Origin of the sequence: Arthrobacter sp. Leaf337 (assembly GCF_001423745.1) — a bacterium.
In the GTDB taxonomy this organism is placed as follows: Bacteria; Actinomycetota; Actinomycetes; order Actinomycetales; family Micrococcaceae; genus Arthrobacter.
Genome location: NZ_LMPC01000012.1, coordinates 759,242 through 786,017 on the forward strand (window position 1 = coordinate 759,242; position 26,776 = coordinate 786,017).

24 protein-coding genes are annotated in these 26,776 nt (G+C 67.0%); 12 read left to right on the top strand and 12 right to left on the bottom strand.

Going from position 1 to position 26,776, the window contains the following annotated elements; genetic code table 11:
- Window positions 1-66 precede the first annotated feature (66 nt).
- The 10 genes from acnA to ASF98_RS12735 all read left to right on the top strand — a co-directional run bounded on the left by acnA (window position 67) and on the right by ASF98_RS12735 (window position 11,775).
- Window positions 67-2,877, top strand: coding sequence for an aconitate hydratase AcnA (gene acnA, locus ASF98_RS12690; RefSeq protein ID WP_055802232.1), 2,811 nt, complete (start codon window positions 67-69; stop codon window positions 2,875-2,877).
- A 148-nt stretch (window positions 2,878-3,025) separates the two neighbouring features.
- Window positions 3,026-4,999, top strand: coding sequence for a 1-deoxy-D-xylulose-5-phosphate synthase (dxs, locus tag ASF98_RS12695; protein ID WP_055802234.1), 1,974 nt, complete (start codon window positions 3,026-3,028; stop codon window positions 4,997-4,999).
- On the top strand, window positions 4,996-5,556 hold the full coding sequence (locus tag ASF98_RS12700; RefSeq protein WP_055802236.1) for a DUF402 domain-containing protein: 561 nt from the start codon (window positions 4,996-4,998) through the stop codon (window positions 5,554-5,556). The genes dxs and ASF98_RS12700 overlap by 4 nt, the downstream gene beginning before the upstream one ends.
- Window positions 5,553-6,113 carry a hypothetical protein gene (locus ASF98_RS12705; RefSeq protein ID WP_055802238.1) on the top strand — a complete coding sequence of 187 codons (561 nt, stop codon included), beginning with the start codon at window positions 5,553-5,555 and terminating at the stop codon, window positions 6,111-6,113. The genes ASF98_RS12700 and ASF98_RS12705 overlap by 4 nt, the downstream gene beginning before the upstream one ends.
- A 34-nt stretch (window positions 6,114-6,147) precedes the next feature.
- Entirely contained in the window at window positions 6,148-6,366 is a 219-nt protein-coding gene (locus ASF98_RS12710; RefSeq protein ID WP_028270815.1) for a hypothetical protein, read from the top strand.
- An 86-nt stretch (window positions 6,367-6,452) separates the two neighbouring features.
- Window positions 6,453-7,430: an aldo/keto reductase gene (locus tag ASF98_RS12715; protein ID WP_055802240.1), complete on the top strand. Its 978-nt coding sequence runs from the start codon at window positions 6,453-6,455 to the stop codon at window positions 7,428-7,430.
- A complete protein-coding gene (locus tag ASF98_RS12720) occupies window positions 7,430-8,452 on the top strand; it encodes a nucleoside hydrolase (RefSeq protein WP_055802243.1) in 1,023 nt (340 codons plus the stop codon). Before ASF98_RS12715 ends, ASF98_RS12720 begins: the two co-directional genes overlap by 1 nt.
- Window positions 8,453-8,559: 107 nt before the next feature.
- Window positions 8,560-9,381, top strand: a complete 822-nt coding sequence (locus tag ASF98_RS12725; protein ID WP_055802244.1) for a hypothetical protein — start codon at window positions 8,560-8,562, stop codon at window positions 9,379-9,381.
- A gap of 4 nt (window positions 9,382-9,385) precedes the next feature.
- A complete protein-coding gene (locus ASF98_RS12730) occupies window positions 9,386-10,207 on the top strand; it encodes an energy-coupling factor transporter transmembrane component T (protein ID WP_235505849.1) in 822 nt (273 codons plus the stop codon).
- Window positions 10,204-11,775, top strand: a complete 1,572-nt coding sequence (locus ASF98_RS12735; protein ID WP_055802246.1) for an ABC transporter ATP-binding protein — start codon at window positions 10,204-10,206, stop codon at window positions 11,773-11,775. The genes ASF98_RS12730 and ASF98_RS12735 overlap by 4 nt, the downstream gene beginning before the upstream one ends.
- Window positions 11,776-11,878: 103 nt before the next feature.
- Here the strand turns inward: ASF98_RS12735 and ASF98_RS12740 are convergent, their stop codons facing one another.
- The 9 genes from ASF98_RS12740 to ASF98_RS12780 form a co-directional block, all read right to left on the bottom strand.
- The gene (locus ASF98_RS12740) at window positions 11,879-14,065 is read right to left on the bottom strand and encodes a 3-hydroxyacyl-CoA dehydrogenase NAD-binding domain-containing protein (protein ID WP_055802248.1); all 2,187 of its coding nucleotides are present in this window, start codon (window positions 14,063-14,065) and stop codon (window positions 11,879-11,881) included.
- The gene (locus tag ASF98_RS12745; RefSeq protein WP_055802471.1) at window positions 14,062-15,357 is read right to left on the bottom strand and encodes a thiolase family protein; all 1,296 of its coding nucleotides are present in this window, start codon (window positions 15,355-15,357) and stop codon (window positions 14,062-14,064) included. Before ASF98_RS12745 ends, ASF98_RS12740 begins: the two co-directional genes overlap by 4 nt.
- A 230-nt stretch (window positions 15,358-15,587) precedes the next feature.
- On the bottom strand, window positions 15,588-16,928 hold the full coding sequence (locus ASF98_RS12750) for an HRDC domain-containing protein (RefSeq protein ID WP_055802250.1): 1,341 nt from the start codon (window positions 16,926-16,928) through the stop codon (window positions 15,588-15,590).
- A 57-nt stretch (window positions 16,929-16,985) separates the two neighbouring features.
- On the bottom strand, window positions 16,986-17,636 hold the full coding sequence (locus ASF98_RS12755) for a DUF3000 domain-containing protein (RefSeq protein WP_055802252.1): 651 nt from the start codon (window positions 17,634-17,636) through the stop codon (window positions 16,986-16,988).
- A 61-nt stretch (window positions 17,637-17,697) separates the two neighbouring features.
- Window positions 17,698-18,786, bottom strand: coding sequence for a threonine aldolase family protein (locus ASF98_RS12760; protein WP_055802254.1), 1,089 nt, complete (start codon window positions 18,784-18,786; stop codon window positions 17,698-17,700).
- A 37-nt stretch (window positions 18,787-18,823) separates the two neighbouring features.
- On the bottom strand, window positions 18,824-19,528 hold the full coding sequence (locus ASF98_RS12765) for an SDR family oxidoreductase (protein WP_055802256.1): 705 nt from the start codon (window positions 19,526-19,528) through the stop codon (window positions 18,824-18,826).
- Window positions 19,525-20,928: a DUF6421 family protein gene (locus ASF98_RS12770; protein ID WP_055802258.1), complete on the bottom strand. Its 1,404-nt coding sequence runs from the start codon at window positions 20,926-20,928 to the stop codon at window positions 19,525-19,527. The genes ASF98_RS12765 and ASF98_RS12770 overlap by 4 nt, the downstream gene beginning before the upstream one ends.
- Window positions 20,929-21,099: 171 nt before the next feature.
- Entirely contained in the window at window positions 21,100-21,588 is a 489-nt protein-coding gene (gene msrB / locus ASF98_RS12775; protein ID WP_055802260.1) for a peptide-methionine (R)-S-oxide reductase MsrB, read from the bottom strand.
- 14 nt (window positions 21,589-21,602) lie between these two features.
- Window positions 21,603-22,094 (bottom strand): hypothetical protein, encoded by a 492-nt coding sequence (locus ASF98_RS12780; RefSeq protein WP_055802261.1) that lies wholly within the window; start codon window positions 22,092-22,094, stop codon window positions 21,603-21,605.
- A gap of 199 nt (window positions 22,095-22,293) precedes the next feature.
- Between ASF98_RS12780 and ASF98_RS12785 the strand changes: the two genes are divergently transcribed.
- A complete protein-coding gene (locus ASF98_RS12785) occupies window positions 22,294-23,538 on the top strand; it encodes an alpha/beta hydrolase family protein (RefSeq protein WP_055802473.1) in 1,245 nt (414 codons plus the stop codon).
- A 15-nt stretch (window positions 23,539-23,553) separates the two neighbouring features.
- Here the strand turns inward: ASF98_RS12785 and ybaK are convergent, their stop codons facing one another.
- The 3 genes from ybaK to ASF98_RS12800 are packed head-to-tail and all read right to left on the bottom strand — an operon-like array spanning window position 23,554 to window position 25,471.
- The gene (gene ybaK, locus ASF98_RS12790; RefSeq protein WP_055802263.1) at window positions 23,554-24,066 is read right to left on the bottom strand and encodes a Cys-tRNA(Pro) deacylase; all 513 of its coding nucleotides are present in this window, start codon (window positions 24,064-24,066) and stop codon (window positions 23,554-23,556) included.
- A gap of 21 nt (window positions 24,067-24,087) precedes the next feature.
- A complete protein-coding gene (locus tag ASF98_RS12795) occupies window positions 24,088-24,549 on the bottom strand; it encodes a SufE family protein (RefSeq protein ID WP_055802264.1) in 462 nt (153 codons plus the stop codon).
- Between the two features lie 10 nt (window positions 24,550-24,559).
- Entirely contained in the window at window positions 24,560-25,471 is a 912-nt protein-coding gene (locus ASF98_RS12800) for a sulfurtransferase (RefSeq protein ID WP_055802266.1), read from the bottom strand.
- 219 nt (window positions 25,472-25,690) lie between these two features.
- On the opposite strand from ASF98_RS12800, the gene zapE reads away from it, so the two are divergent.
- Window positions 25,691-26,734 (top strand): cell division protein ZapE, encoded by a 1,044-nt coding sequence (gene zapE, locus ASF98_RS12805; protein WP_055802268.1) that lies wholly within the window; start codon window positions 25,691-25,693, stop codon window positions 26,732-26,734.
- Window positions 26,735-26,776 lie beyond the last annotated feature (42 nt).

Sequence of the window (26,776 nt, forward strand, 5' to 3'; positions counted from 1 at the left end):
GATGACCTAACTAGCAAGCGGTCTACCGCGCGACAAAGATGAAACTGTTGCGAGAGGAGTCCTGCGATGAGCATTGTGGACAGCTTCGGTTCAAAAGGCAAACTTAATGTAGCCGGTACCGAATACGAAATTTTCCGGTTGAACTCCGTTGAAGGTGCAGAAAACCTTCCGTTCAGCCTCAAGGTATTGCTTGAAAACCTGTTGAGGACCGAGGACGGCGCTAACATCACGGCCGATCACGTCCGAGCACTGGCCGGTTGGGATCCCAACGCCCAGCCCGACACTGAAATCCAGTTCACGCCGGCGCGCGTGATCATGCAGGACTTCACTGGCGTGCCCTGCGTTGTAGACCTCGCCACCATGCGTGAGGCCGTCAAGGAGCTCGGCGGTGACCCCAAGAGGGTCAACCCGCTGGCTCCCGCCGAGATGGTGATCGACCACTCGGTGCAGATCGACGTATTCGGTAACTCCGGCGCACTGGAGCGCAACATGGAGATCGAATACCAGCGGAACGGGGAGCGCTACCAGTTCCTCCGCTGGGGCCAGACCGCGTTTGACGACTTCAAGGTCGTCCCGCCGGGAACCGGCATTGTGCACCAGGTCAACATCGAGTACCTGGCCCGCACCGTCATGACCCGTGAAGTTGACGGCGTTGTCCGGGCCTACCCGGACACCTGCGTCGGCACCGATTCGCACACCACCATGGTCAACGGCCTCGGCGTGCTGGGCTGGGGCGTTGGCGGCATTGAAGCCGAGGCCGCAATGCTGGGCCAGCCCGTGTCCATGCTGATCCCGCGCGTCGTGGGCTTCAAGCTGACCGGGTCCATCCCGGCCGGCGCCACCGCCACCGACGTCGTCCTGACCATCACCGAGCAGCTGCGCAAGCACGGTGTTGTGGGCAAGTTCGTGGAATTCTACGGCGAAGGTGTGGCGGCAGTGCCGCTGGCCAACCGCGCCACCATTGGCAACATGAGCCCGGAGTTCGGCTCCACGGCCGCCATGTTCCCGATCGACGACGTCACCCTCGACTACCTGCGCCTCACCGGCCGGTCCGAGGAGAACGTTGCCCTCGTTGAGGCCTACGCGAAGGAACAGGGCCTCTGGCACGATCCTTCCAAGGAGATCAAGTTCTCCGAGTACCTCGAGCTGGACCTGTCCACGGTTGTTCCCTCTATCTCCGGCCCGAAGCGTCCCCAGGACCGCATCGAGCTCACCGATGCCAAGGAACAGTTCCGCAAGGACATCCACAACTACGTGAGCATCGAAGACGGCAGCGTGGACGAGTCCCTGGAAGAGTCCTTCCCGGCCTCCGACCCGCCCTCGTTCACGCACGCTGACTCGCACACCACCGAAACGGCGCGGGTTGAGTCCGCGGCCAACGGTGCGCATGGGCGTCCGTCCACCCCGGTGCACGTTGTCACTGCGGACGGCCGCGAGTTCGAGCTGGACCACGGCGCGGTGTCCATCGCCTCGATCACGTCCTGCACCAACACGTCCAACCCGTCCGTGATGCTTGCCGCCGCACTGCTGGCCCGCAACGCCGTGGACAAGGGCCTGGCCGCGAAGCCGTGGGTCAAGACCTCCGTGGCACCCGGCTCCAAGGTGGTCACCGACTACTACGAGAAGTCCGGCCTGACCCCGTACCTGGAGAAGCTCGGCTTCTACATCGTGGGCTACGGCTGCGCCACCTGCATCGGCAACTCCGGCCCGCTCGACGCCGAAATCTCCGAGGCCATCCAGGCCAACGACCTTTCCGTCACCGCAGTGCTGTCCGGTAACCGCAACTTCGAAGGCCGGATCAACCCGGACGTCAAGATGAACTACCTGGCCTCCCCGCCGCTGGTCATCGCCTACGCCCTGGCCGGAACCATGGACTTCGACTTCGACACCGATGCCCTCGGCCAGGACGAAGCCGGAAACGACGTCTTCCTGAAGGACATCTGGCCGAACCCGGTCGAGGTCCAGCAGGTCATCGACTCCTCGATTGACAAGGAAATGTTCGCCCGCGGCTACGAGGGCGTCTTCGACGGCGACGACCGCTGGAAGGCACTGGACACCCCGGCCGGCGACACCTTCGCCTGGGACGAGAAGTCCACGTATGTCCGGAAGCCCCCGTACTTCGACGGCATGAAGGCGAAGCCGGAGCCCGTCACGGACATCACCGGCGCCCGCGTGCTGCTCAAGCTCGGCGATTCGGTCACCACCGACCACATCTCCCCGGCCGGTTCCTTCAAGTCGGACACCCCGGCCGGCCAGTACCTGCTGGCCAACGGTGTGGAGCGCAAGGACTTCAACTCCTACGGCTCGCGCCGTGGCAACCACGAAGTCATGATCCGCGGCACGTTCGCGAACATCCGCATCAAGAACCAGCTGCTCGACGGCGTCGAGGGTGGCTTCACCCGCGACTTCACCCAGGCGGACGGTCCCCAGGCGTATGTCTACGACGCCGCCCAGAACTACCAGGCAGCCGGCACCCCGCTGGTGGTCCTGGCAGGCAAGGAGTACGGCTCCGGCTCATCCCGTGACTGGGCTGCCAAGGGCACCGCACTCCTGGGCGTCAAGGCTGTCGTGGCCGAAAGCTACGAGCGCATCCACCGCTCCAACCTGATCGGCATGGGCGTCCTGCCACTGCAGTTCCCGGCCGGCGAATCAGCTGCGACCCTGGGCCTGACCGGCACGGAAACCTTCGCAGTCGAGGGCGTCACCGCCCTCAACGAAGGCACCACCCCGAAGACCCTCAAGGTCACCGCCACGGCTGAAGACGGCTCCGCCAAGTCCTTCGATGCGGTCCTCCGCATCGATACCCCGGGCGAAGCGGACTACTACCGCAACGGCGGCATCCTGCAGTACGTGCTGCGCCAGATCTCCGCCAACTAGCGGCAGAGGTCACAACCGGCACCACCAAAAGCCCCGGCCTGTCACTGACAGGCCGGGGCTTTTGCGTGGCAGCCCCCTGTCCCTGCGTCGGGCCCGCCGTCGAGGCGTTAGAGTTAAAAGGCATGTCTACCACCCGAAGGAGGCCCCGTTGGGAATCTTGGACACCATCCGGAATCCGCAGGACCTGAGCAAGTTGACCGAAGAACAGCTGTCCCAGCTGGCTGCGGAGGTCAGGAGTTTCCTGATCGGCAACGTGTCGCAGACGGGTGGCCACCTCGGACCGAACCTCGGCGTTGTGGAACTGACCATGGCCGTGCACCGTATTTTTGATTCTCCCCGCGACAGCATTGTCTTTGACACCGGACACCAGTCGTATGTCCACAAACTCCTCACCGGACGCCAGGACTTCAGCACCCTCCGCCAGGAAGGCGGCATGTCCGGCTATCCGGACCGTGCAGAGTCCGAGCACGACATCGTGGAAAGCTCCCACGCCTCCTCGTCGCTGTCCTGGGCCGACGGCATCTCCCGCGCCCGGCAGCTGACCGGCGACGGCGACCGCTACGTGATTGCCGTGGTGGGCGACGGCGCCCTGACCGGCGGCATGGCCTGGGAAGCGATCAACAACATTGCAGCGGACAAGAAGCGCCGCGTCGTCATTGTCGTCAACGACAACGGCCGTTCATACGCGGCCACCGTGGGCGGCTTCGCCGACTACCTCGCCTCCCTGCGTCCCACCATTGATTCCTTCCGCGCTGCCCCTGCCTACGAAGGCACCCTGGACTGGTGGAAGCGGAAGCTCCAAAACGGCGGACCCGTGGGACAGTTCACCTACCGGAGCCTGCATGCCATGAAGAAGGGCATCAAGGACTGGTGGGCGCCGCAGGGCATGTTCGAGGACCTGGGCATGAAGTACATCGGCCCGGTCGACGGCCACAACCTCCAGGCCATGGAGCACGCCCTCTCGACGGCGAAGAACTACGCCGGCCCGGTCATCGTGCACGCAATGACCGAAAAGGGTCACGGCTATGCGCCGGCTCGCGCCCACGAGGCCGACCAGTTCCACGCCGTAGGCATTATCGATCCCGAAACCGGGGAGCCCACGGAGGCGGGCGGCGCCCAGTCCTGGACGTCGGTCTTCGCCGACGAAATCGCAGCGATCGCCGATGAGCGCCAGGACATCGTGGGCATTACCGGTGCCATGCTCATTCCCGTGGGCCTGCACAAATTCGCCGCACGGCACCCGGAACGCGTCTTCGATGTCGGCATCGCCGAGCAGCACGCGCTCACCTCGGCCGCCGGCATGGCCTTCGGCGGCCTCCACCCCGTGGTCGCCGTCTACGCGACCTTCCTGAACCGCGCGTTCGACCAGCTGCTCATGGACGTTGCCCTGCACCGGGCCGGCGTCACCATTGTGCTGGACCGCGCCGGTGTGACAGGGCCCGACGGCGCCAGCCACCACGGCATGTGGGACATGGCCATGGTGCAGATCGTCCCGGGGCTCCACCTGGCAGCGCCACGCGACGCCACAAGGCTCCGCGAAGAACTCCGCGAAGCCGTGGCCATCAAGGACGCGCCCTCCGTTGTCCGGTATTCCAAGGGCAGCGTGGGGGCCGAAGTGGAAGCGCTGGAGCGCCTGAACGACGGCGTGGACGTGCTGGCCCGCCGTCCTGCGGGCTCCAGCGAAAACGACGTGCTGATCGTGAGTGTGGGCGCCATGTCCGAGCTCGCCCTGGACGTTTCCAACCGGCTGGGCGCCCAAGGCATCAGCTCCACGGTGGTGGACCCCCGCTGGCTGCTGCCGGTCCGGAAATCCATCATTGCGCTGGCTGCCCGCCACCGCCTGGTCATCTGCATCGAGGACGGCGTCCGCGCCGGCGGCGTGGGATCCCGCATCCGTCAGGAAATGCGCGCCGCGGGTGTGGACACCGCCCTCAACGAGGTGGGCCTGCCGGTGGAGTTCCTGGACCACGGCACGCGCGCGCAGGTGCTGGAACGCGTCGGTTTGACCGCCCGCCAGATCACGCACGACGTCGTTGCCCAGGTTTTGGGGACCAAGGTGCCTTTCGCTCGTCCCCTGCCCGGCCAGGAACACCCGACTACGGGCAGCCTGCCAAAACTGTGATCCCGCACGAGGCCGAACCTCCCGGGAACCTGGCACCCGGGGACCTTGTGGTGGCGCGGAACCGCAAATGGGACGGTGGCGCGCACTGGGTGGTACCGGGCAGCTACCTCGGCGAGGACAGCCACGGCTGGTGGATCTTCCAGCCCAAGGGATCGTTCATATCGCGGCCCGGAGCGGCTTTCCACGCCCGGTCCGACGCAGTCCTGCTTGTTCCGCGGACCGGCGACTACGTGGCCACGTTCTACGACGACACCTACCCCGGCGACTTCCGGGTGTACGTGGACCTCGCCGTGGGCCACGGCTGGAACGGCATCAGGCCCGGGACCTTCGAGTTCCATGTGATCGACATGGACCTGGACGTCATCCGGTCCGTGGCCCGCGGCGTCTACATCGACGACGAAGACGAATTCGCCGAACACCAGGTGCGCATGGAGTATCCGCGGGACCTCGTGGACCGGATGCTCCGGGAGACAGAACAGCTTTACCAGGCCGTGAAGGCACAGCACGCACCGTTCGACGGCACAGACGCCGAGTGGTTCAGGAGAGGACGGGCATGAGCGGAATTATCAGGGTCTACAAACGAGACGACGAAGGGGTCCTGCTGTTCCGGGAAGCCTGGTTCGATGAGGACTACAGCCAGTTCGTCATGAACCACGGCGTCGTCGGGCACCAGAGCAAGACGGACGAAACGGACGTCGCCGATGCAGAGGCTGCCGAAGGCCTCATGGACGCCTTTGCAGTGCAGTGCGCAGAGGACGGCTACGCCGAGATTCCGGACGAGGAACAGTTCTGGGTGGTTGCGCAATACGCGCTGAAAACCAAGGACGGCACCGACCGTGACCGCTACCTGGAGGAAAAGGCCAAGGACGCCCTCATCAGCCACCTTGCCTGGCGCGGGCTCGGCACCGTGGAGCGGTCAGAATTCGGCGAGGCCAAACTCAACATCTTCTGCCTCTGCCCCGATGTCAACAAGGCCGTCAACGCCATCAAGGTCTGCATCCGCGGTGAGGACCTGGACTTCACCAAGCTCAGCATCGCTGCCGCGCCGTTCGGAGAGCTGGAAGCCTTTAAGCTCAAGCACTCGCCGAAACCGGCTTCGGGCTTTACCCTCTAAGAGGGGGCAACCGACTTACTGGGAGGCAACCGCTATGGCGCCAAAATCCGTTCAACCAGGCCACACCCCGATTCCCCGCGGAATCGGCGCGCCTGCCCGCCGGGCCATGGCCCACGCCGGACTGGAAACCCTGGAACAGGTGGTCCAGTATCCCCAGCGGGAATTGTTGAAGTTGCACGGAATGGGCGTCAAGACCATGGCACAACTCCAGGACGCCATGGACGAGCACGGACTCGAGTTCCCCGCCACCTGAGAAGTTCTCCGGCCTCCGGCCCGGTCCGGACGCAGCCCCGAAGGGTTCCGTCCGGACCTGCATTGCGGCCGTTATAGGCTGAATTCATGACTGAATACCGCCGCCTTGGAAAATCCGGATTGACCGTCTCCGTTGTTGGCCTCGGCTGCAACAATCTTGGCCGGACCAACACCGTGACGGAGTCGCAGGAGGGGACGGACGCCGTCGTGCATGCCGCCCTGGACGCCGGCATTACGCTCTTTGACGTCGCGGACACGTACGGCCGGGAGCCTGGACTCAGCGAAACCATGCTGGGCAAAGCCCTTGGGGGCCGGCGCGGTGACGCGGTTGTGGCCACGAAGTTCGGCATGGACATGCGCGGAGCCAACGGCAACGACTTCGGCGCCCGCGGATCGCGGCGCTACATCGTCAAGGCCGCCGAAGCCTCGCTGCGGCGGCTTGGCACCGACTGGATCGATCTTTACCAGTTCCACACCCCGGACCCGCTGACGCCCATCGACGAGACCCTTGCCGCCTTGGACGACCTGGTGACCAGCGGGAAAGTCCGCTACCTCGGGCACTCCAACCGGGCCGGCTGGCAGGTGGCCGAGGCCGAATTCGTGGCCCGCGCCCGCGGAGGTTCGCGCTTTATCTCCACCCAGAACCACTACAACCTGCTGGACCGGCGCGCCGAACTCGAAGTCACGCCCGCCGCCGAAGCCTACGGCCTGGGCGTGCTGCCGTACTTCCCGCTGGCCAACGGCCTGCTGACAGGCAAGTACGCCCAGGGCAAAGCACCGGAAGGCTCCCGCCTCAGCCACACCCGGACCAACCTGGTCCACGACGCCGACTGGGATCAGCTGGAGAAGTTCAGTGCGTTCGCTGCGGAGCGCAACCTCAGCGAGATCCAGGTGGCGTTCTCGTGGCTGGCGGCACAGGCGTCCGTCAGCAGCGTGATCGCGGGCGCCACGAAGCCGGAGCAGGTCCGGGAGAACGCCGCCGCCGTGGCCTGGGTACCTACTGCCGAAGAACTTGCCCGGCTCGATGAAATCTTCCCCCGTGCGCCCAAGGTGGCACTCTTCTGATGCAATCGGTCCTGATGGACGTGGACACCGGGATCGACGACGCCCTGGCCCTGGTGTACCTCCTGTCCCGCCCCGACGTCCGGGTGCATGCCATCACCTGCACCGCCGGAAACGTGGGGGCGCGGCAGGTGGCACTCAACAACCTGGCCCTCCTGGAGCTGTGTGGCACGCCGGGAATCGAGGTGGCCATCGGCGCCGAAGTGCCGCTGGAAATCCCCCTGGTTACCACGGAGGAAACCCACGGACCGCAGGGGATCGGCTACGCGGAACTGCCGCCGCCCGCACAGCAGGTCTCGGACCGGCACGCCGTCGATGTCTGGGTGGACGAGGTGCGGAAGCACCCTGGCGAGATCACCGGACTCATCACCGGTCCGCTGACCAACTTCGCCCTGGCCCTCCGCCGGGAACCGGACCTGCCGTACCTGCTCAAGGGGCTGGTGATCATGGGCGGCTGCTTCTACTACCAGGGCAACACCACCCCGACGGCGGAGTGGAACGTCTCGGTCGATCCGCACGCCGCGAAGGAAGTGTTCGCCGCCTACCGGGGCCTCCCGGAGGACAAACTGCCGGTGGTGTGCGCGTTGGAAACCACCGAACTGATCGAGATGCGGCCCGAACACCTGCAGCGCCTTGCCGAGGCTGCGGGCGCCGGTCCGGAACCCGTTCTTCCGGACCAGCCTGAGGGACTCCGCAGCAAATCCGGAAACCCCTTGGTGGCATGCCTCTCGGACGCCCTCCGCTTCTACATGGAATTCCACCGGCTCTACGACCAGGGCTTCGTCGCCCACGTGCACGACGCCTTCGCCGCCTGCGTGGCCGTGGGGCGGACGGACGTGGCCACAGCGCTGGCCACGGTGGACGTCGAAACCGGATCCCCGCTGCTGATGGGCACCACGGTAGCGGACTACCGGGGCCTGTGGGGCCTGCCGCCCAACGCCCGGATTGTGACATCGAACAACCCGAAGCAGTGCTTCGATGAGCTCATCGAATCCGTAGGGGCACTGGCCAGGCGACTGCCCTAAGATGGTAGCTGCGCCGAGGTGACATAGGCGCACATTTGCCGATCCCGGTACCGGTGTACCCAAGTCCGTGTACCCGAGGAACGCAGCCCACAGCCAAAGGAACAGCCATGTCACAGCCATCCCGGACCCTGCCCGCCCCTGGACAGGCGGCGGTCCGCAACCGCCGCCTGCTCGAAATCCTTGGCGCGGTGTCCATTGCGGCCACCTTCATCTTCCTCGTCCTCACGCAGCCCGCGGACATCACCAACGGGCTGGCGGGCGGATCCACCCTCGTGGCCCTGGGCGGTTTCCTGCTGGGAGCCATCCTCCTGATCGTCGGCGTGCTCCCCACCCTCCCCACGTCCACGCTGGTGCTGATTCCGGTGGCCCTTGTCCTCAACATCGCCCTCGGGCAGATCATGGGGTCCACAGGACTGCCGTTCTACTTTGACGCGATCGGCACAGTACTGATTGCCGTCCTGGCCGGTCCGGCGGCCGGAGCCGCGACGGGCGCCCTCAGCAGCGTCGTGTGGTCCTTCATCAATCCGACCGTGCTGCCTTTCGCCGCCGGTGCGGCACTCATCGGCTTCCTGGCGGGGCTGGCCGCCCGCTACGGGCTGTTCCGCCGCTTCTACCTTGCCCCGGTGGCAGGCTTCGTGACAGGCATCCTTGCCGGCGTCGTCTCCGCACCGATCGCGGCTTTCGTCTTCGGTGGCACCTCCGGCGTCGGTACCGGCGCGATTGTCAGCGCCTTCCGGGCCATGGGAGACACCCTGCTGGCCGCGATCACCAAGCAGGCGCTCATTTCGGACCCCATGGACAAGGCCATCGTCTTCGCCGTCGTCGCGATGCTGGCGTACGCGCTGCCGCGCCGGACCACGCTGCAGTTCGCGTTCGTGCGGCGCTTCAACGTGCTCGCGGGCAAGAAGCAGGACGCGCCGGACGCCTGATTCCGTGCCTGCCCCTCTGAACACTCCCGCAGCGCTTAACCCCCTGACCACACTCGCGGCGGCCGTCGCGGGCGCAGCGATCACGACGGCGGTGTCCAGCTGGGCCGTTTCACTCGCCGTTGCCCTCGCCTGCGCAGCGCTGGCAGTGCGGTCCGGGGTGGCCGGCAGGCTGGCTCCGGCCGCCGCGGTGATCCTGGCGCCCTTCTGGCTGTCGCTGCTGGTCATGCACGGGCTGTTCTTTCCCGAGGGCAGGACGGTCCTGGCGGACTGGGGCGCAGCCCGGGTCACGGCGGAGGGGCTTCGATTCGCCCTGGACATGGGCGCGCGGACGGCGGCCTACGTCATGGTCTTCCTGCTCTTTTCGTTCACCGTCCGTGTGCCGGACCTGGTGGCGGTGATGTCGGCGCGGCGTGTGCCCCCGCAGTTCGGCTACGTCCTGGCGTCCACCCTGACGCTGGCACCGGCCATCAGCGGAAAGCTGGCGCGGATCCGGCGGGCCCAGGAATCCCGGGGACTGGTGCTGGGAGGCGGGCCGCTGCGGCGGCTGGCGGCCGTCCGGCTGCAGATGGTTCCGCTGGTCCTGTCGCTGATCGAGGATGCCGGTGAGCGGGCGCAGGCACTTGATGCCCGGGGCTTCAACGGCAGCCGGGCCCGCACGAGCTACCGGGACGTGCCGGATACGGCTGCCCAGCGGGCATTCCGGGCCGTCGCCCTGCTGCTGGCCGCAGCCGCGGTTGCGCTGCGGCTCTCCGGCCAGTGGCCACAGCTCCAGGGGCCACAGCTCCAGGGGTTCGCAATGCTGTGGCCCCTAGGAGTTCCGGCATGACGACTGTGGCTCTGCTCGAGGCCAGGATTGAAGCCTTCAGCTACCACGGTGACGACGCGGACGTTCTCCACGACGTGGACGTTGCCGCGGCACCGGGCACACTCACTGCCGTGCTGGGCGGCTCCGGCAGCGGCAAGTCCACCCTGGGCCGGCTGCTGGCCGGCTGGCTGTCCGGCGGGAACTCCGGACAGTTCAGGGGCACCCTGCACTTGCGTCCTTCGGCCCTGCGTCGTGACTCGGACCGGCGCGCGGCACCGGGGGACAGCGGGCCCCTCGTTTTTCACGGCACCCCGGACGACCCCCGGATCAACCCCGCCCTCTGGTCCGAGCATGTGGGGTTCGTTCCGCAGGATGCCGCAGCCCTGTTGTCCACCGTGGGGTCCACGGTCGCCGAGGAGTTGGCCTTCGGACTCGAGAACCGGGGCATGGACAGGACCCTGATGCACGCGGAGGTGTTGCGTGCCGCCGACTCGGCGGGACTGACCGCCCTGCTGGAACGCGATCCGGCCACCCTGTCCGGCGGCGAATTGCGGCGACTGGCCGTGGCCTGTTCCGCCATTACGCGCCCCGGCGTCCTGGTGCTCGACGAACCCCTCGGCTCGCTGGATGCCGCAGGCGCCGCGTCGGTGCAAGCGATGGTCCGTCGACTTCTGGACTCCGGCACCGCCGTCGTCGTCCTGGGCCAGGCCGTGGATGAGCTCGCGTTGTCAGCCACCCGCTGGCTGGTGCTCGACGGCGGCACGGTCACCGCACACGGCACCCCCGGCGAGCTGGCGGGCAGCCCCGCGCTGCTGCACTCCGGCGTCGTGCTTCCCGCGCTGGCGGACGATAGTCCCGGCCCGCGCCGCCGGACCGCTGACCGGCACCCGGCCCCTACCGGTCCCGGCACGGAAAATTCCGCGCCTGCCGTTCTGGAGCTGGACCGTGTCAGTTTCGGCTACCCGGCCGGCAAACACCAAACGGGTCCGGGGGTGCTGGGCGATCTCAGCCTAGCTGTCCGTGCGGGCCAGATTGTCGCCGTGACGGGTCCGAACGGAGCCGGCAAGTCCACGCTGCTGAGGCACGTCAACGGCCTGCTCCGTCCCCTCCGGGGGGCCGTCCGGATCGAGGGCAAGGACATCGCCGGCATTCCGACCGGGCGGGTGGCGGACCGGGTGGGCCTGCTCTTCCAGCACCCACGGGACCAGCTCTTTGAGCGGACGGTCCTGCGCGAAGTGCTGTTTGGCCTGGACCGGAAGTCCGGCGCCGCGGCGGAAGCAGCCGCGCGGGCGGCGCTGACCGCCGTCGGACTCGGTGACCAGCTGAAGGCCCATCCGCATGAGCTTCCGGCGTCCCGGCAGCGGCTCCTCGCCCTTGCCACCGTCCTGGCCCGGGAACCGATCCTCATTGCGCTGGACGAACCTACCGTGGGCCTGGACCGGCACGGCCTCGTACGACTGGATGAGGCGCTTGGCGCGGCGGCGGAGCGTGGCGCTGCCGTGGTCATGGTCACGCACGAGGTCGCCTATGCCCGGGCCACGGCCCACCGCGTCCTCGAGCTCCGGGACGCCACGCTGCACGAGGTTTGATCGTTGCCTGTCCGCACGCAGCAGCGCCGCAGCCCGCACCGGATAAGGTGCGGGCTGCGGCGCTGTTGGTTGAGCAGCGGGAGTGGACTGCTGCCCCGTGGCCCTAGGCCGGAACTGCCGCGGACGCTACGCCGGGAGCGAGGAACTTCCTGCCATTGACCCGTTCGGAGGCTCCGACGCGGTCCAGGTAGGGGGTGATGCCCCCGAGGAACATCGGCCAGCCTGCGCCGAGAATCATGCAGAGGTCGATGTCTTCCGGCCCGGCCACCACGCCCTCTTCCAGCATGAGTCCGATTTCCTCGGCCAGCGCATCCTGCGTGCGGCGGAGGACCTCCTCACCGGTGGAGGGGGAGGTGCCGAAGGAGAGCAGCGCCATCGTTTCGGCGGGGATGAACGGTTTTCCGTCCGGCCCCTTTTCCGGCACCCCGTTCTGCACGGACCAGATGGATTTCACGCCGTTGTCGATCAGCTTTTGCAGGTTCTGCGAAACGCCGAAGCGGTCCCCGAACGCGGCGTGCAGGGATTCCTGGACGTGCTGCGCCACGGGTAGGCCGACCATCGCGCCGAGCGTAAACGGCGTCATGGGCAGTCCCATGGTCCGCAGTGCATTGTCGGCCACGTCCGCCGGAGTTCCCTCATCGAACGCCGCGGTCACTTCGCCCATGAGGCGCAGCAGGATGCGGTTGACCACAAACGCGGCGGCGTCCTTGACCAGGACGGCGGTCTTCTTCAGGCCCCTGGCAAGTTCGAACGCGGTGGCCAGCACGGCGTCGTCGGTCCTGGGCGCCCGGACGATCTCCAGCAGCGGCATCACGGCCACCGGGTTGAAGAAGTGGAAGCCCACCAGGCGCTCAGGGTGCTCCAGGTCCTCAGCCATGGCAGTGACGGACAGAGAGGACGTGTTCGTGGCCAGGATGCACTCGGGGGAGACAATCGCCTCCACCTCCGCAAACACCTGCTTCTTGACGTTCAGCTCCTCAAACACGGCCTCGATGACGAAGTCGGCGTCGGCAAACGCCGCCTTGGAAACCGAGCCCGTCACAAGTGCCTTGGTGCGGTTGGCGGCGTCGGCACTGAGCCGTCTTTTCGCGAGCATCTTGTCCACTTCGGCATGGACGTAGGCCACACCTTTGTCCACGCGGGCCTGGTCGATGTCCGTCATGACCACGGGCACCTTGAGCTGCCGGGCGAAGAGCAGCGCCAGCTGGCTCGCCATCAGGCCTGCGCCCACCACCCCCACTTTGGTCACCGGCCGGGCCAGCTTGCGGTCAGGTGCACCCGCCGGGCGCTTCGAGCGCTTCTGTACGAGGTCCAGGAAAGCGTAAACAGTGGAGCGGAATTCGTCGGTCTGCATGAGGCCGGCCAGGGTCTCGCACTCGAGTGCTGCCGATTCCGCCTGGCTCATGGTCCGGTTGGCCTCCATGATGTCCAGCACTTCGGCCGGCGCGGGCGAGGCATTGGACGTCTTGGCCTCCACGAAGGCCCGCCCGGCGGCAACGGCTGCCGCCCAGCGGCCGGCAACCTCCGGATCGGAAGGTTCGACGGCGTTGGGCCGCTTCGGGGCGACCTCGCCGGAAATGACGCCGGCAGCCCAGGCGAGGGACTGCTCCACGAAGTCGGCGGGTTCGAACATGGCGTCGGCAATGCCCAGGCCGAAGGCCTGCGGGCCGGTGAGCGTCCGGTTATTGCTGAGCGGATTTTCGATCATCACCTTGACGGCGTTCTCCGGTCCGATCAGCCGCGGAAGGATGTAGACGCCGCCCCAGCCGGGCACCAGGCCGAGGAAGGCTTCGGGAAGCGCCAGGGCTCCGGCGCCGGTGGACACCGTGCGGTAAGTGGACTGCAGGGCGATCTCCAGGCCGCCGCCCAGTGCCACGCCGTTGATGAAGGCGAAGCTGGGCACGCCCAGGTTGGCCAGGGTCGCATAGACGTCGTGGCCGAGCTGCGCCATCCAGAGGCCGTGGTCCCGGTCGTTCAGGGACTTGACGGCGGACAGGTCCGCGCCGGCCACCAGGTAGTAGGGCTTTCCGGTCACGCCGACGCCCACGATCTCGCCGCGGGTGGCCCGGTCTTTGAGGCCCTCCAGGACCGTGCCCAGTTCCACCAGGGTGTTCGGGCCCAGCGTGGTGGGTTTGGAGTGGTCCAGGCCGTTGTCCAGGGTGATCAGCGCGAATGTTCCCGGGCTCGGCTTGCCGCCGGCAGCCGGCAGCTCGATGTCCTGGACATAGGAATGCGTGACGATCTCGTCAGGGAAAAGGTCGGCAAGCTTGCGAAAATCTGCGGCGCTCATGCTGCTGCTCCTTCAGTCTGGGTGGTGGCAGGTTCGGTGGCGGGATTGCTGGTGGCGGTGTCGTCGGCGGACAACACTGTGCCGCTGTAGCCTGTGTATTCCGAGTGACGCGGGTTTTCCCAGATGACGGTGGCGCCCATGCCCAGGCCGATGCACATGGTGGTCATGCCGAAACGGACCGACGGGTCCTCCTCGAACTGGCGCGCCAGCTGGTTCATCAGCCGCACTCCGGATGAGGCCAGCGGATGCCCGACGGCGATCGCGCCGCCGTAGCGGTTGACGCGGGGATCGTCGTCGGCAATGCCGAAGTGGTCCAGGAAGCTCAGCACCTGGACGGCGAATGCCTCGTTGATTTCGAACAGGCCGATGTCCGAGATGCCCAGGCCTGCGTTCTTCAGCGCCTTCTCCGTGGCGGGGACCGGCCCGATGCCCATGACCTCCGGCTCGACGCCGGCAAAGGCGTAGCTGACCAGACGCATCTTCACCGGCAGCCCAAGCTCCGCCGCGGCATCCGCGGAGGCAAGCAGGGCCGCCGTTGCGCCGTCGTTCAACCCTGCTGCGTTCCCGGCAGTCACCCGGCCGTGGGGGCGGAACGGCGTGCGCAGCGCAGCAAGGTCCTCGAGGGAGGTTCCGGGCCGGGGCGGTTCGTCAACGGTGTTGACCGTCCAGCCCTGCCCCGGCTTCATGGTGGCCACCGGCACCAGGTCCGGCTGGATCTGGCCCTTTCCGTAGGCCGCTGCCAGCTTGTCCTGGGACGCCACTGCGTAGGCGTCGGTGCGGTCCTTGGTGATGGCCGGGAAACGGTCGTGCAGGTTCTCGGCGGTGTTTCCCATGTTCAGTGCGGCGGGGTCCACGAGGCGCTCGGACATGAACCGCGGATTGGGATCGGCGCCCTCGCCCATCGGGTGGTTGCCCATGTGTTCCACTCCGCCGGCGATGACGACGTCGTACGCCCCGAAGGCGATGCCGCTGGCGGTGGTGGTGACGGCGGTCATGGCGCCGGCGCACATGCGGTCCACAGCGAAGCCGGGGACGGTGCGGGGGAGCCCGGCCAGGAGGGCCGCAGTGCGGCCGATGGTAAGCCCCTGGTCGCCGCTCTGGGTGGTGGCGGCAACGGCCACCTCGTCAATGCGGTCGGCAGGGAGGGAAGGGTTGCGGCGCATCAGTTCGCGGATGCACTTGACCACGAGGTCATCGGCGCGGGTTCCGGCGTAGATCCCCTTCTCGCCCGCGCGGCCGAACGGCGTGCGGACACCGTCCACAAAGACGACGTCGCGGACGGTCCTGGTCATTCCGCTGCTGTGGGTTCCGCTGCTGTGTTCTCCGCTGTGGCGGGGCTGGCTCACGTGATACTCCTCATCGAGACATTGGTGCCGGACGCGCGCCGATGGCAGCGGCAATCCGGGCGGCATTGATTCCAATGTTACTCGTGAGTAACTTAGCTGGCAAGGAGTGCGCGGGACTGGTGTTGTCCGGCCGCGGCGAGCCGGCCGATGCAGGCTGTCGGTACAGGCGCGGGCAGCTAGCTCCCGGTTCCGGTCGCGGCCCTGGGCTCCTTCGGTTCCTTGGGTGGCAGTGGCTGCGGATTGAGGAACGCCGCAGTGATCAGGGGAGCCGTCAGTTCGATCTGCCACGGCCGGGCACCGAGTTCACCGAGCTCTTCGGCGATCCCTTCCTCGCTGAGCTCGGCAGGGGGACGCCACGCCACCCGGCGGAGGAAGTCGGGCGTGAGCAGGTTTTCGACAGGAAGGTTCAGTTCGTCGGCCTTTTCCTGGAGCAGCGGCCTGGCAGTCGTCAGGCGTTCGGCCGCAGCCGGGTCCCTGTCCGCCCAGACCCGTGGCGGCGGCGGAGCATTGGTTGGAAGGTGCAGCGGCGGCAGCTCCTCCATGCTTCTGGCTGTCGCGATGCAACGCAGCCAGCGCGGAGCCTCACGCTGCGCGGCACGGCCGTGGAAGCCCTTGGTGCCCAGCAGCTGTGGAACGGTGGTGGGCATGGCCTTGGCGGCTGCGACCAGCGAAGAGTCGGGGATGAGCCGGCCGGGAGCGACGTCGCGTTTGCGGGCCAGGGAGTCGCGCTCCACCCACATTTCACGGACCGCGGCGAGCTGCCGGCGGTCCCTGATCTGGTGCAGCCCCGAGGTCTTGCGCCAGGGATCCACGCGCGGCGGGGCGAGTCCGGCCGCGAGGATGGCTGCGAACTCCTGTTCGGCGAATTCAAGCTTCCCGTCGGCCTGGAGCAGCTCGATGAGTTCTTCGCGCAGTTCCGTGAGGACCTCCACGTCGAGGGCCGCGTAGCGCAGCCAGGGTTCCGGGAGCGGGCGGGTGGACCAGTCGGCGGCGGAATGCTCCTTGGCGAGGCCGAAGCCGAGGAGCTGCTCGATGACAGCCGCCAGGCCCACCCGCGGCAGTCCGGCAAGCCGCGCGGCCAGTTCGGTATCGAACAGTTTGTGCGGCCACATGCCAAGCTCCGACAGGCACGGAAGGTCCTGGCTCGCTGCGTGCAGGATCCATTCGACGCCCTCGAGGGCGTCGTTGATGATCCGCAGGTCCCCGAAGGGTTCCGGGTCGATGAGCCACGTTCCCGAGCCTTCGCGCCGGATCTGGACCAGGAAGGCGCGCTGCCCGTAGCGGAAGCCCGATGCGCGTTCCGCGTCCACCCCTGCCGGGCCCGTCCCGGCGGCAATAGCGGCCGCGCAACGCTCCAGCCCCGCCGGAGTTTCAATGACGAGCGGTACTCCGTCGCGGGGGGAGTCCAGGTCGATGACCTCGGGGACCAGGCTGTCGAAGCCTTCCACCGTGATGTGGGGAGTAATGTCAGCAGCCGGGACGCCGGCCGTGGTGTGTTCCGGATTTTGAGGGGTCATGATGCCTTCAGTTTACCGACATCGCGCTGAAGGGCGTCCCGCCGTGGTGAACCATGGTCAGTTGCGCCGCCGGCGGGGCAGGGCGGATACGCCCTCAGGCAGTGGCGGGAGTCCGGCGAAAGTGCAGACCATGTCCGACCACGCCTCCAAATGGGACCGGATATCCGGCCCCACAGGGGTCCACGACGCCCGCAGCTCGATGTCGATGGAGCCGGGCCTGTCGGCGAGGGTGCCGAAGCTTTCGGACAGGATCCTGGTGGCTGTTCCGCCCGCCGCGCGGTAGGGCGCGTTGTGGTTCTCCAACGCTTCGACGAGCCAGGTCCACGCAACCGAGCCCAGCATTTCGTCGTTGCCCATCTCGGCCTCCAGCTGGGCGCGGATGTAGGTGACGATCCGGAACTCGCCGTCCCACACCGCCGAACCGTCTGGATCGTAAAGCAGGATGAACCGCCCGGTGGCGAGTTCCTCGGCGTCGTCGTCGACGGTTCCCGCCGCGCGGACCAATGCGGCGGAAACGGGTCCGTGCACGGCGGCGGGGGCGGGCCCCGGAACAGGGCCTATGACCTCCGCGCCGAGGGCCACTGCGAAGGGGGCCAGCCTGGACGGTGCGGGGATCTCGTCCAGGTGCAGCTCACTGCGGCACCGTGCTTTTCGTAGGGATCCCAACGCGGTAAGGAACTCCGCGGGAACCTGGGCGAGTGCGTTCACATTCGCAGGTTACGCAAAATGTGGCGTCGAACCCGGCAGGCTCGCCGCCCCGTGCGCCCGCTCAACGGGCCGCCAGCTCCCGCTTGATGGCAGCGACAAACGAATCCACGTCCTCTTCGCTCGTGTCGAAGGAGCACATCCAGCGGACTTCCCTCGCAGCTTCGTTCCAGTCGTAGAAGCGGAACGATTCCCGCAGCCGGTCCGCAACGCCTTCGGGCAGGATGGCAAACACACCGTTGGATTCCGTCTTCTGGGTGGGTTCCACGCCGTCGATCCCATCCACTGCAGCGCGCAGGCGGGCAGCCATGGCGTTCGCGTGCCTGGCCGATCGCAGCCAGAGGTCGCCCTCGAGGAGGGCAATGAACTGGGCAGACATGAACCTCATTTTGGAGGCCAGCTGCATGTTCATCTTGCGGAGGTAGATCAGGCCGTGCGCGGCGTCCGGATTGAGCGCCACCACCACCTCTCCGAACAGCAGCCCGTTCTTGGTGCCGCCGAAGGAGAGGATATCCACGCCGGCGTCGCGCGTGAACGCCCGGAGCGGCACGTCGAGGTGGGCGGCCGCGTTGGCCAGCCGGGCCCCGTCCATGTGGAGTTTCATGCCCTTGGCGTGGACGTGGTCCGCTATGGCGCGGACCTCCTCCGGCGTGTAGCAGGTGCCCAGTTCGGTGGTCTGGGTGATGGACACGGCCAGCGGCTGGGCGCGGTGTTCGTCGCCCCAGCCCCAGGCTTCCCTGTCGATCAACTCGGGGGTGAGCTTTCCGTCGGTGGTGGGGACCTGCAGCAGTTTAATGCCGCCGATCCGCTCCGGGGCGCCGTTCTCGTCCATGTTGATGTGCGCCGTCGACGCGCAGATCACCGCGCCCCAGCGGGGGAGCAGGGACTGGAGCGAGAGGACGTTGGCGCCGGTTCCGTTGAAGACCGGGAAGCATTCGATGCCGGCGCCGAAGTGCTCCTCCATGAGCACCTGCAGCCGTGCGGTGTAGTCGTCTTCGCCGTAGGAGACCTGGTGGCCCTCGTTGGCCGCTGCCAGGGCAGCCAGGACTTCGGGGTGGACGCCGGAATAGTTGTCAGAGGCGAACCCCCGCACGGCAGGGTCATGGAGCCGCGCCGCGGTGGCGGCAGGGGCAGTTTCAACTGTGGTTGTCATCGCTTTGGTCACGCTTTCAGTCTAGGGATGTGGGCCGTTATCGGCTAAGGACCAGCCGACGGCCGTTCAGTTCCGCCGCCGGGGTGGTAAAAAGTCCGACGGCGGCAGCCGCCAGGTCCGAAACGTCGGTGAAGCCGGGGAAGCTGCGTTCGGGGGACCGGGCACGCATCCCGGCGTCCACGAGGCCTTTCGCCACGAAGATGACCGCGGCGCTGTGCGTCCCCTTGCTGAAGCCTTCGGCCACCGCAAGGGTCCATGCTTCGGCGGCCGCTTTCGCCGCAGCGTAGCTCGCGCCGGCCGCCGTCGGGGTTGCAACGGCAGTGGAGGTCACCATGGCGAAACGGCCGGCCTCCGATGCCGCGAGGTCGTCGTAGAACACCCTCGTGACATTCCGCACGGTGGTGAGGGCGCCGCGTTCCAGGAAGTCCCAGTCCTCGTCGGTCTGGTCCGTGATGCCCCGGGCGCCGCGCCAGCCGCCCACCAGGTGGATGACGCCGTCGACCCTTCCGGCAGTGGCGGAAATGGTGGCGTGCAGCGCCCGGACCTCAGCCAGGCTGGCGAGGTCGCAGACGAGGGGGATGACGCCGCCGCCCGCTTCCGCGGCGGCGGCCTCAATCCGGGGACCGTCCGAACCGACCGCAAAAACCGTATGGCCTGCTTCGCGCAACGCGCGTGCAGTGGCGATCCCGGACGGCCCGCTGCCGCCCGTGACCACCACGTTCAAGGGGCGTCCGGCACTCATCCGGCGTTCATGGCCAGGGTATTGATGCTGGTGCCGGTGGCAGATGAGCCGGTGATGCCGGCCGTGGACTCGATGACGGGGCGCATCTTCTTCTCGAGGGCTTCATAGAACATGGACAGCGGGAATTCGTCGTCGAGCACCTGGTCCGTCAGGCCGCGGGGCGGTCCTGCCAGCGGCAGCGCATCCGGACCCTTGGCCCAGACGGACGACGGGTTCGGTGTGACAGTGCCGGCGATCAGCTCATACGCGGCGAGCCAGTGGGCCATCTTCGGCCGGTCGATCGAGCGCCAGTAGAGCTCCTCGATCCTGGCACCGAGTTCAACCACGACGTCGGTAACTTCGTCCCAGTCGATGCTGAGCTTGCTGTCGGTCCAGTGCAGGACGCGGTGCTGGTGCATCCAGGCGAACAGCAGCTGTCCGCCGAGGCCGTCGTAGTTGCGCACGCGGCTGCCGGTGATGGCGAAGCGGAAGATCCGGTCGAAGATGACGGCGTACTGGACCAGCTTGGCGTGGCGGCGTGCTTCCGGATCCGCCTCCTCGTCCTTTTCGATCTTCACGGATTCGCGGAAAGCTGTCAGGTCGCAGCGGAGTTCCTCCAGCGAGTACAGGAAGTACGGCATGCGCTGTTTGATCATGAAGGGATCGAAGGGGAGGTCGCCGCGCATGTGGGTGCGGTCATGGATCAGGTCCCACATCACGAACGTTTCCTGGGTGAGCTTTTGGTTCTCCAGGAGCTCGGCGGCTTCGGCGGGGAGCTCCAGGCGGGTGATATCGGCAGCGGCCCCGAGGACCCGGCGGAAGCGGGCTGCTTCCCGGTCCGCAAAGATGGCACCCCAGGTGAACGTCGGGGTTTCCCGGACCGCCACGGTTTCCGGGAACAGCACGGCGGAGTTGGTGTTGTAGCCGGGCGTGAAGTCCAGGAAGCGGATGGGAACGAAGAGCTTGTTGGAGTAATCACCCTCCTCGAGGCCGGCGATGAACGCCGGCCAGATGACCTCGATCAGGACTGCTTCCACGAGGCGGTTGCTGCTGCCGTTCTGGGTGTACATGGGGAAAACCACCAGGTGCTGCAGACCGTCGATGCGGTGCTGCTGCGGCTGGAAAGCGAGCAGCGAGTCAAGGAAATCCGGCACCCCGAAGCCGTCGGAGGCCCAGCGGCCGAAGTCGCTCACCAGGAGTTCGAGGTACCGGGAGTCATGCGGAAAGGACGGAGCCAGTGCTTCGACGGCCGTGCAGATGGTGCTGACGTGCGCGGCGGCGGCTTCGTGGTCAGCGGCCGCGGGCACCGAGCCGTCCTGGGTCTGCAGGGCCTGGATTGCCGTCGCGGCAGCCTTGAGCCTCAGCCACTCGGGGTGGTTTTCGGTGAGCGGGGCGTGTGCGGTGAGAGCGGTCGTGGTCATCGTCGGCGATCGCCTTTCTGGGTTGCTTGGAGCTTCTACGGCGAGCGTAGCAAGCAATCAGAGCTCCTAATGCAAAATTAGCCCGAGCATAAGAAAGACTGGTGCAAGTGGTTGAGCAGACCCGCCCCAGCCGTAGCGGGGGCGGGTCCTTCCGCCTCTGCCTGGCGGCGCCTACTTTGCGGCGTCGTCCGCCGAAACCAGCGTCAGCGAGACGGAATTGATGCAGAAGCGCTGGTCCGTGGGGGTGCCGTACCCCTCGCCCTCGAAAACATGGCCCAAGTGCGAATCGCAGCTTGCGCAGCGGACCTCAACACGGTCCATGCCCATCGTGCGGTCATGGATGTAGCGGACGGTTCCGTCTGCGAGCGGTGCCCAGAAGGACGGCCAGCCGCAGTGGGAGTCGAACTTTTCCTTGCTCGTGAACAGTTCCACGCCGCAGGCCCGGCACTTGTAGACACCGGCCGTGTGGGTGTCCCAGTATTCTCCGGTGTAGGGACGCTCGGTTCCCGCCTGCCGGAGCACCCGGTACTCCTCCGGCGTCAGCTCCTGCCGCCATTCCTCGTCGGTCTTTTCAACCCGCGGAGTGTTGTTTTCCGCAGCGGATCCATCGCCGGAGACCTGGACGGGCGCGACTTTTGGCTTGTTGCTAAAGATGCTCATGGTTTGAACAACGCTCAGGAGTCGCCGATAAATCCCGAACCCGCGTACAGGTGCAGCACAGGCAGTCCCAGCTGGTCCTGGGCCTTGTTGGCCCAGTCGGTGTGGAACGTGTCCGCGATGGCATGGGGGCGCGTGATGACGACGGCCTGGCCCGCACCGACTTCCTTGACCTTGGCCACGAGTCCCTGCACGGCGCCGCCCTCCACCACCTCGCCGGTGACGCCGCCGCCGATTCCGGCCAGCGCGTTGAGCGATACCGCCAGCGTTTCGGCGGCGGCAGCACGCTCGGATGCAGGATCCGGGGCGTGGGAGGTCAGCTCACGGAAAGCCTTGGCGACGTCCAGGAGGGAGAGGTTTTCGAGGAAGTCCACCAGCAGATGCCGTTCCGTGTTGGCCGGCACCAGCACTACGAGGGGCGCGTCACCCCCGTCCACCAGGCGTTCGATGTTCACGCGGTCGTCCGCACCCAGCGGCTCTTCTGTCAGAATGACGATTGGATCGCTCATGCCCCCAGCCTAGTCCCGGCCTGTACTTCCCGCACGGATTTCGCCGGGGCGTCCGGCCGCCGGCGGTGTGCCCGAATGTGTGCGGAGGGCCGGCAGCGGTAAGAATGGATCCATGGCATCACTTCCGGGGCTGCGCCCGGCCACTCCAACGAATCCGCCGCGTGCCTCGGGCCGGGTCCAGGGCACCCCCGAGGCCGGCATGTCCGCCAGCGCCAAATGGGCCGTGGGCGGCGTTATCGCCGGAGGTGCCGCTGCGGGATTGCTGGGTGCAGGGTCCTCGGCCCTGGCCCTCTATTTCGCCCGGCGGGTCATCACTCCCGTGCGGGTCCGGGACGAGAACCAGGAAGTGCTGGCTGTCATCCGTGCCGCGGACGGCTTCCAGATCATCCTTGCCGCCACCGAGGACACCACGGTTGAGGGCACCTACGGGCTGTTCTTCGACGGCGGCCGCGGACACGCACGGATCGGCAGGATCCTTTCGTACTCACCCGCGGAACGCACCGTCCTGCGGGAGGTCGAAGCGGTCTATTCCGGCGACCTCACCAAGGCCCGCCGAGGCTACTGGAGCGGGGCTTCGCACCCCGACCCGGCGTCGATCGGCCTGCCGGCCGAGGACGTGGAAGTCGACGTGGAGGGCGGCGTTGCGCCGGCGTGGCTGGTGCGCGCGGCGGTGCCCTCGGACATCTGGGCCATCATGGTCCACGGCCGCGGTGCCAGCCGGCAGGAATGCCTACGGGCACTCCGACCTGCGCGGGCTCTCGGCATGACCAGCCTGGTGATCTCCTACCGCAACGACGGACTGGCACCTTCGGCCCCGGACGGGCGCTACGGCCTTGGGTCCACCGAATGGCGCGATGTCGAGGCAGCCATCAGTTTCGCCGTCGCCAATGGCGCCAGGGAAGTGGTGCTGTTTGGCTGGTCCATGGGCGGCGCGATCTGCCTGCAGACGGCCGACCTCTCCCGGCACCACCACCTCATCCGGGCGATGGTGCTCGATGCACCGGTCATTGACTGGGTGAACGTGCTGGCGCACCATGCGCAACTGAACCGCATCCCGTCCGCAGTCGGGAAGTACGGGCAGCTGATGATGGGACACCGCCTGGGCCGGCGCCTGACGGGACTGGCGGCGCCCGTGGACCTGAAGCCGATGGACTGGGTCTCCCGCGCCGTGGAACTCAGGACTCCCACACTGATCCTCCACAGCGTCGACGACGAATATGTGCCTTACGGCCCGTCCGCCAGCATTGCCGAGAAAAACCCGGAGATGGTCACGTTCGAGTCGTTCCAGGACGCCCGCCATACCAAGGAGTGGAACGTCGATCCGGAACGCTGGGAAGGCCTGGTCACCGCCTGGCTGCGGCGGCAGCTGGCCCCGCGGACCAACCCGGGCTCCCGCCCCCGGAAGCCCTTACCGGCCGTGCCGGATGCTAATGCTCCGGAGTAGCTTCCGGACCGGACTCTAGCGGTCCGGAGTGGCTTTCGGGCCTGTGCCGATGCGGGCGGTGATGGCGCCGGTGAGCCGGACAAGGTGGCCCGGGTCAAGCTCGATGTCCAGCCCGCGCCGGCCGCCGGAGACCAGGATGCTCTCCTGGCCCAGGGCGCTCTCGTCCAGGACGGTGGGGGAGGGCTGGCGCTGCCCCAGCGGTGATATTCCGCCCAGTACATAGCCGGTCCTGCGCTGTGCCGTGGCTGGATCCGCCATGGCTGCCTTCTTGGCGCCCAGCGCAGCCGCGATTGCCTTCAGGTCCAGGTTCCCGTGCACCGGGACGATCCCCACGGCGAGCCTGCCGTCCACATCCACCATCAGGGTCTTGAAGACCTTTGCGGGATCCACGCCCAGCACTTCGGCGGCTTCCATCCCGTAGCTGGCAGCCGAGGGGTCGTGGCTGTACGGATGCAGCACGAAAGGAACGCCGGCCGCAGCGAGTGCTGCTGTAGCCGGCGTTCCTTGTGAAGCCTGTTTGCGCGCCATGTGGTGCCCGGACCTTCCGGCCTAGGCCTTCAGCGCGGCGGAGGCAGCCACCTTGCGCTTGATCCGTCCCAGCATGGCCGTCATTCCCCGCATCCGCAGGGGAGTGATGGCGCGGGTGAGCCCCAGCAGCTCGGGCATGTCATCCGGCACCGAGAGGATCTCCGGTGCCGTGAGACCGTCGAGCCCTTCATGCAGGACACCAGCGAATCCTCGGGTGGTGGGTGCTTCCGGCGGCGCCTTGAAGTACAAGCGCACGCTGTCCGGCGAACCGGCGTCGTGCTTTTCCGTCTCAACGGTCAGGAACAGCGGCGACTGGCACTCGACAACTTGCTCAAGGAGTTCCGGGTGGTCCTTCAACCGGTCCGGAAGCTCGGGGAGCCCCTGGGAGAACTCCAGCAGCAGTTGCAGCCGCTCGGGTTCGGTCAGGGCCTGGAAGTCGTCAACTATTTCCGCCAGCGCGGCGGGAAGGGCTTGGGTATTCATCAGGTCCAGTTTACGCCGGTACCGTGCCGCGCTCGGTTCCCTTGGTGATGGGCACGCGGACGGCGTTACCCCACTCGGTCCAGGAACCGTCGTAGTTGCGCACCGTCTCGAAGCCCAGCAGGTACTTCAGTGCGAACCAGGTGTGGCTGGAACGCTCGCCGATGCGGCAGTATGCCACGACGTCGTCGCCTTCCTTGAGGCCGGCCTCGCCCAGGTAAAGGGCCTCGAGTTCGGCCCGGTTGCGGTACGTGCCGTCGCCGGCTGCCGCGCGTGCCCAGGGGATCGAGGCAGCCGTCGGGATGTGGCCGCCCCGCAGGGCGCCTTCCTCAGGGTAGGCGGGCATGTGCGTGCGCTGGCCGCTGTATTCCTCGGGGGAGCGGACGTCGATCAGCGGCTTGCCGAAGTGGGCCAGCACGTCTTCCTTGAAGGCGCGGATGGGGGCATCGTTGCGCTCCACCTCCGGGTATTCGGCCGGGGAGGTGACCGTGACGTCGGTGGTCAGCTTGTGGCCCTCGGCGATCCACTTGTCGCGGCCGCCGTCCAGCAGGCGGACGTCTTCGTGGCCGAAGAGGGTAAAGACCCACAGGGCGTACGCGGCCCACCAGTTGGACTTGTCGCCGTAGATGACCACGGTGGAGTCGCGGGAGATGCCCTTGGCAGCCGCCAGGGCCGCAAACGCCTTGCCGTCCACGTAGTCGCGGGTGACCTCGTCGTTCAGGTCGGTGTGCCAGTCGATCTTGACGGCGCCCGGGATGTGGCCGGTTTCGTAGAGCAGGACATCCTCATCGGACTCCACCACCACGAGTTTGCCGTCGGCGACGGCGCCGTTTTCAATGGCCTCTGCGAGCCATTCGGTGGACACAAGGCGTTCCGGGTTCGCGTACTCGGCGAACTTTTCGTTCTGTTCAACGGGGTAGGACACAGGGATGGCCTTTCACTGAAACGGTCAGGGGACCCATGCCACCGGGAGGCGTCGCTGCGGCCGGGCCAGTTCCAACACTAGCCACGGGCCGGCACTAATGCGTCCCTGCGTTCACAGAGGGAAATATGGCCTTGGTCACGTGTGCGCACAGCGCAATGGGGCAGGTGCCCCATTGCCGGTATCCTTTCTGGGGACACGAGACCAGCAGAACGGACCACCTTGGTACAGATCGAACAGCTCTCCGCGCGGACACCGTCGGTTTCCGTGGATGAACTCCTCAAGGGTTTTTATCCCTCCCCGCGGTTCGGAGAGGTCTCCTTCACAAGCTACCGGCCCGATCCGTCGCAGCCGAGCCAGGCCGGGGCGGTAACGGCGCTGGAGTCCTTCGCCACCGGCGTTGGCGCCAACGGAAGCTCCGGACTTTTCCAGAAACTGTTTGGCAAGAAGGACAAGGACAATTCCCGCGCCGGCATTTACCTGGACGGCGGTTTCGGTGTGGGCAAGACCCACCTGCTGGCCTCGCTGTGGCACGCGGCCCCCGGACCCAAGGCCTTCGGCACCTTCGTCGAATACACCAACCTGGTGGGCGCGCTGTCCTTCCGCAAGACCGTTGAGGCGCTCAGCAGCTACAAGCTCGTGTGCATCGACGAGTTCGAACTCGACGACCCGGGGGACACCGTCCTGATGTCCCGGCTGATGCGCGAACTGGCCGACGCCGGCGTCAAGCTTGCCGCCACGTCGAACACCCTCCCCGGTTCGCTGGGCGACGGACGGTTCGCCGCTGTCGACTTCCAGCGTGAGATCCAGGTGCTGGCGGACCAGTTCGACGTCGTCAGGATCGACGGCGAGGACTTCCGCCACCGCGGCCTCCCGGCAGCGCCGGCTCCGCTGAAGAATGCAGACCTGACGCACCATATGCAGGCGGAATTCCACGGTAAAACGGTGGCCCGGGATGACTTCAAGACCCTCATCAACCACCTGGCAGGCGTCCACCCCAGCCGGTACCGGCAGCTCCTGGCCGGCATCGAGGGTGTTGTGTGGCGTGATGTGGAAACCATCACCGAGCAGGCAGTGGCCCTCCGGTTCGTGGTGCTGGCGGACCGGCTGTATGACAAGGATGTTCCGATCCTCGCCAGCGGCGTTCCCTTCGATCAGCTTTTTACCGAGGAAATGATGACCGGCGGCTACACGAAGAAGTACTTCCGGGCGGTGTCGCGGTTGACGGCCCTTGCCCGGGAAGGGCAGAACCACGAACCGTCGTAGCCCGTAAACGCTGCGCTTAAACGCCGAAGGTGCCGGCGCCGC

Excerpts from the sequence above, each read along its gene's own strand:
- acnA (WP_055802232.1), top strand. The coding sequence starts at position 67 with ATGAGCATTGTGGACAGCTTCGGTTCAAAAGGCAAACTTAATGTAGCC.
- ASF98_RS12705 (WP_055802238.1), top strand. The coding sequence starts at position 5,553 with ATGAGCGGAATTATCAGGGTCTACAAACGAGACGACGAAGGGGTCCTG.
- ASF98_RS12710 (WP_028270815.1), top strand. The coding sequence starts at position 6,148 with ATGGCGCCAAAATCCGTTCAACCAGGCCACACCCCGATTCCCCGCGGA.
- ASF98_RS12715 (WP_055802240.1), top strand. The coding sequence starts at position 6,453 with ATGACTGAATACCGCCGCCTTGGAAAATCCGGATTGACCGTCTCCGTT.
- ASF98_RS12720 (WP_055802243.1), top strand. The coding sequence starts at position 7,430 with ATGCAATCGGTCCTGATGGACGTGGACACCGGGATCGACGACGCCCTG.
- ASF98_RS12725 (WP_055802244.1), top strand. The coding sequence starts at position 8,560 with ATGTCACAGCCATCCCGGACCCTGCCCGCCCCTGGACAGGCGGCGGTC.
- ASF98_RS12735 (WP_055802246.1), top strand. The coding sequence starts at position 10,204 with ATGACGACTGTGGCTCTGCTCGAGGCCAGGATTGAAGCCTTCAGCTAC.
- ASF98_RS12740 (WP_055802248.1), bottom strand. The coding sequence starts at position 14,065 with ATGAGCGCCGCAGATTTTCGCAAGCTTGCCGACCTTTTCCCTGACGAG.
- ASF98_RS12745 (WP_055802471.1), bottom strand. The coding sequence starts at position 15,357 with ATGACCAGGACCGTCCGCGACGTCGTCTTTGTGGACGGTGTCCGCACG.
- ASF98_RS12750 (WP_055802250.1), bottom strand. The coding sequence starts at position 16,928 with ATGACCCCTCAAAATCCGGAACACACCACGGCCGGCGTCCCGGCTGCT.
- ASF98_RS12760 (WP_055802254.1), bottom strand. The coding sequence starts at position 18,786 with ATGACAACCACAGTTGAAACTGCCCCTGCCGCCACCGCGGCGCGGCTC.
- ASF98_RS12765 (WP_055802256.1), bottom strand. The coding sequence starts at position 19,528 with ATGAGTGCCGGACGCCCCTTGAACGTGGTGGTCACGGGCGGCAGCGGG.
- ASF98_RS12770 (WP_055802258.1), bottom strand. The coding sequence starts at position 20,928 with ATGACCACGACCGCTCTCACCGCACACGCCCCGCTCACCGAAAACCAC.
- msrB (WP_055802260.1), bottom strand. The coding sequence starts at position 21,588 with ATGAGCATCTTTAGCAACAAGCCAAAAGTCGCGCCCGTCCAGGTCTCC.
- ASF98_RS12780 (WP_055802261.1), bottom strand. The coding sequence starts at position 22,094 with ATGAGCGATCCAATCGTCATTCTGACAGAAGAGCCGCTGGGTGCGGAC.
- ASF98_RS12785 (WP_055802473.1), top strand. The coding sequence starts at position 22,294 with ATGTCCGCCAGCGCCAAATGGGCCGTGGGCGGCGTTATCGCCGGAGGT.
- ybaK (WP_055802263.1), bottom strand. The coding sequence starts at position 24,066 with ATGGCGCGCAAACAGGCTTCACAAGGAACGCCGGCTACAGCAGCACTC.
- ASF98_RS12795 (WP_055802264.1), bottom strand. The coding sequence starts at position 24,549 with ATGAATACCCAAGCCCTTCCCGCCGCGCTGGCGGAAATAGTTGACGAC.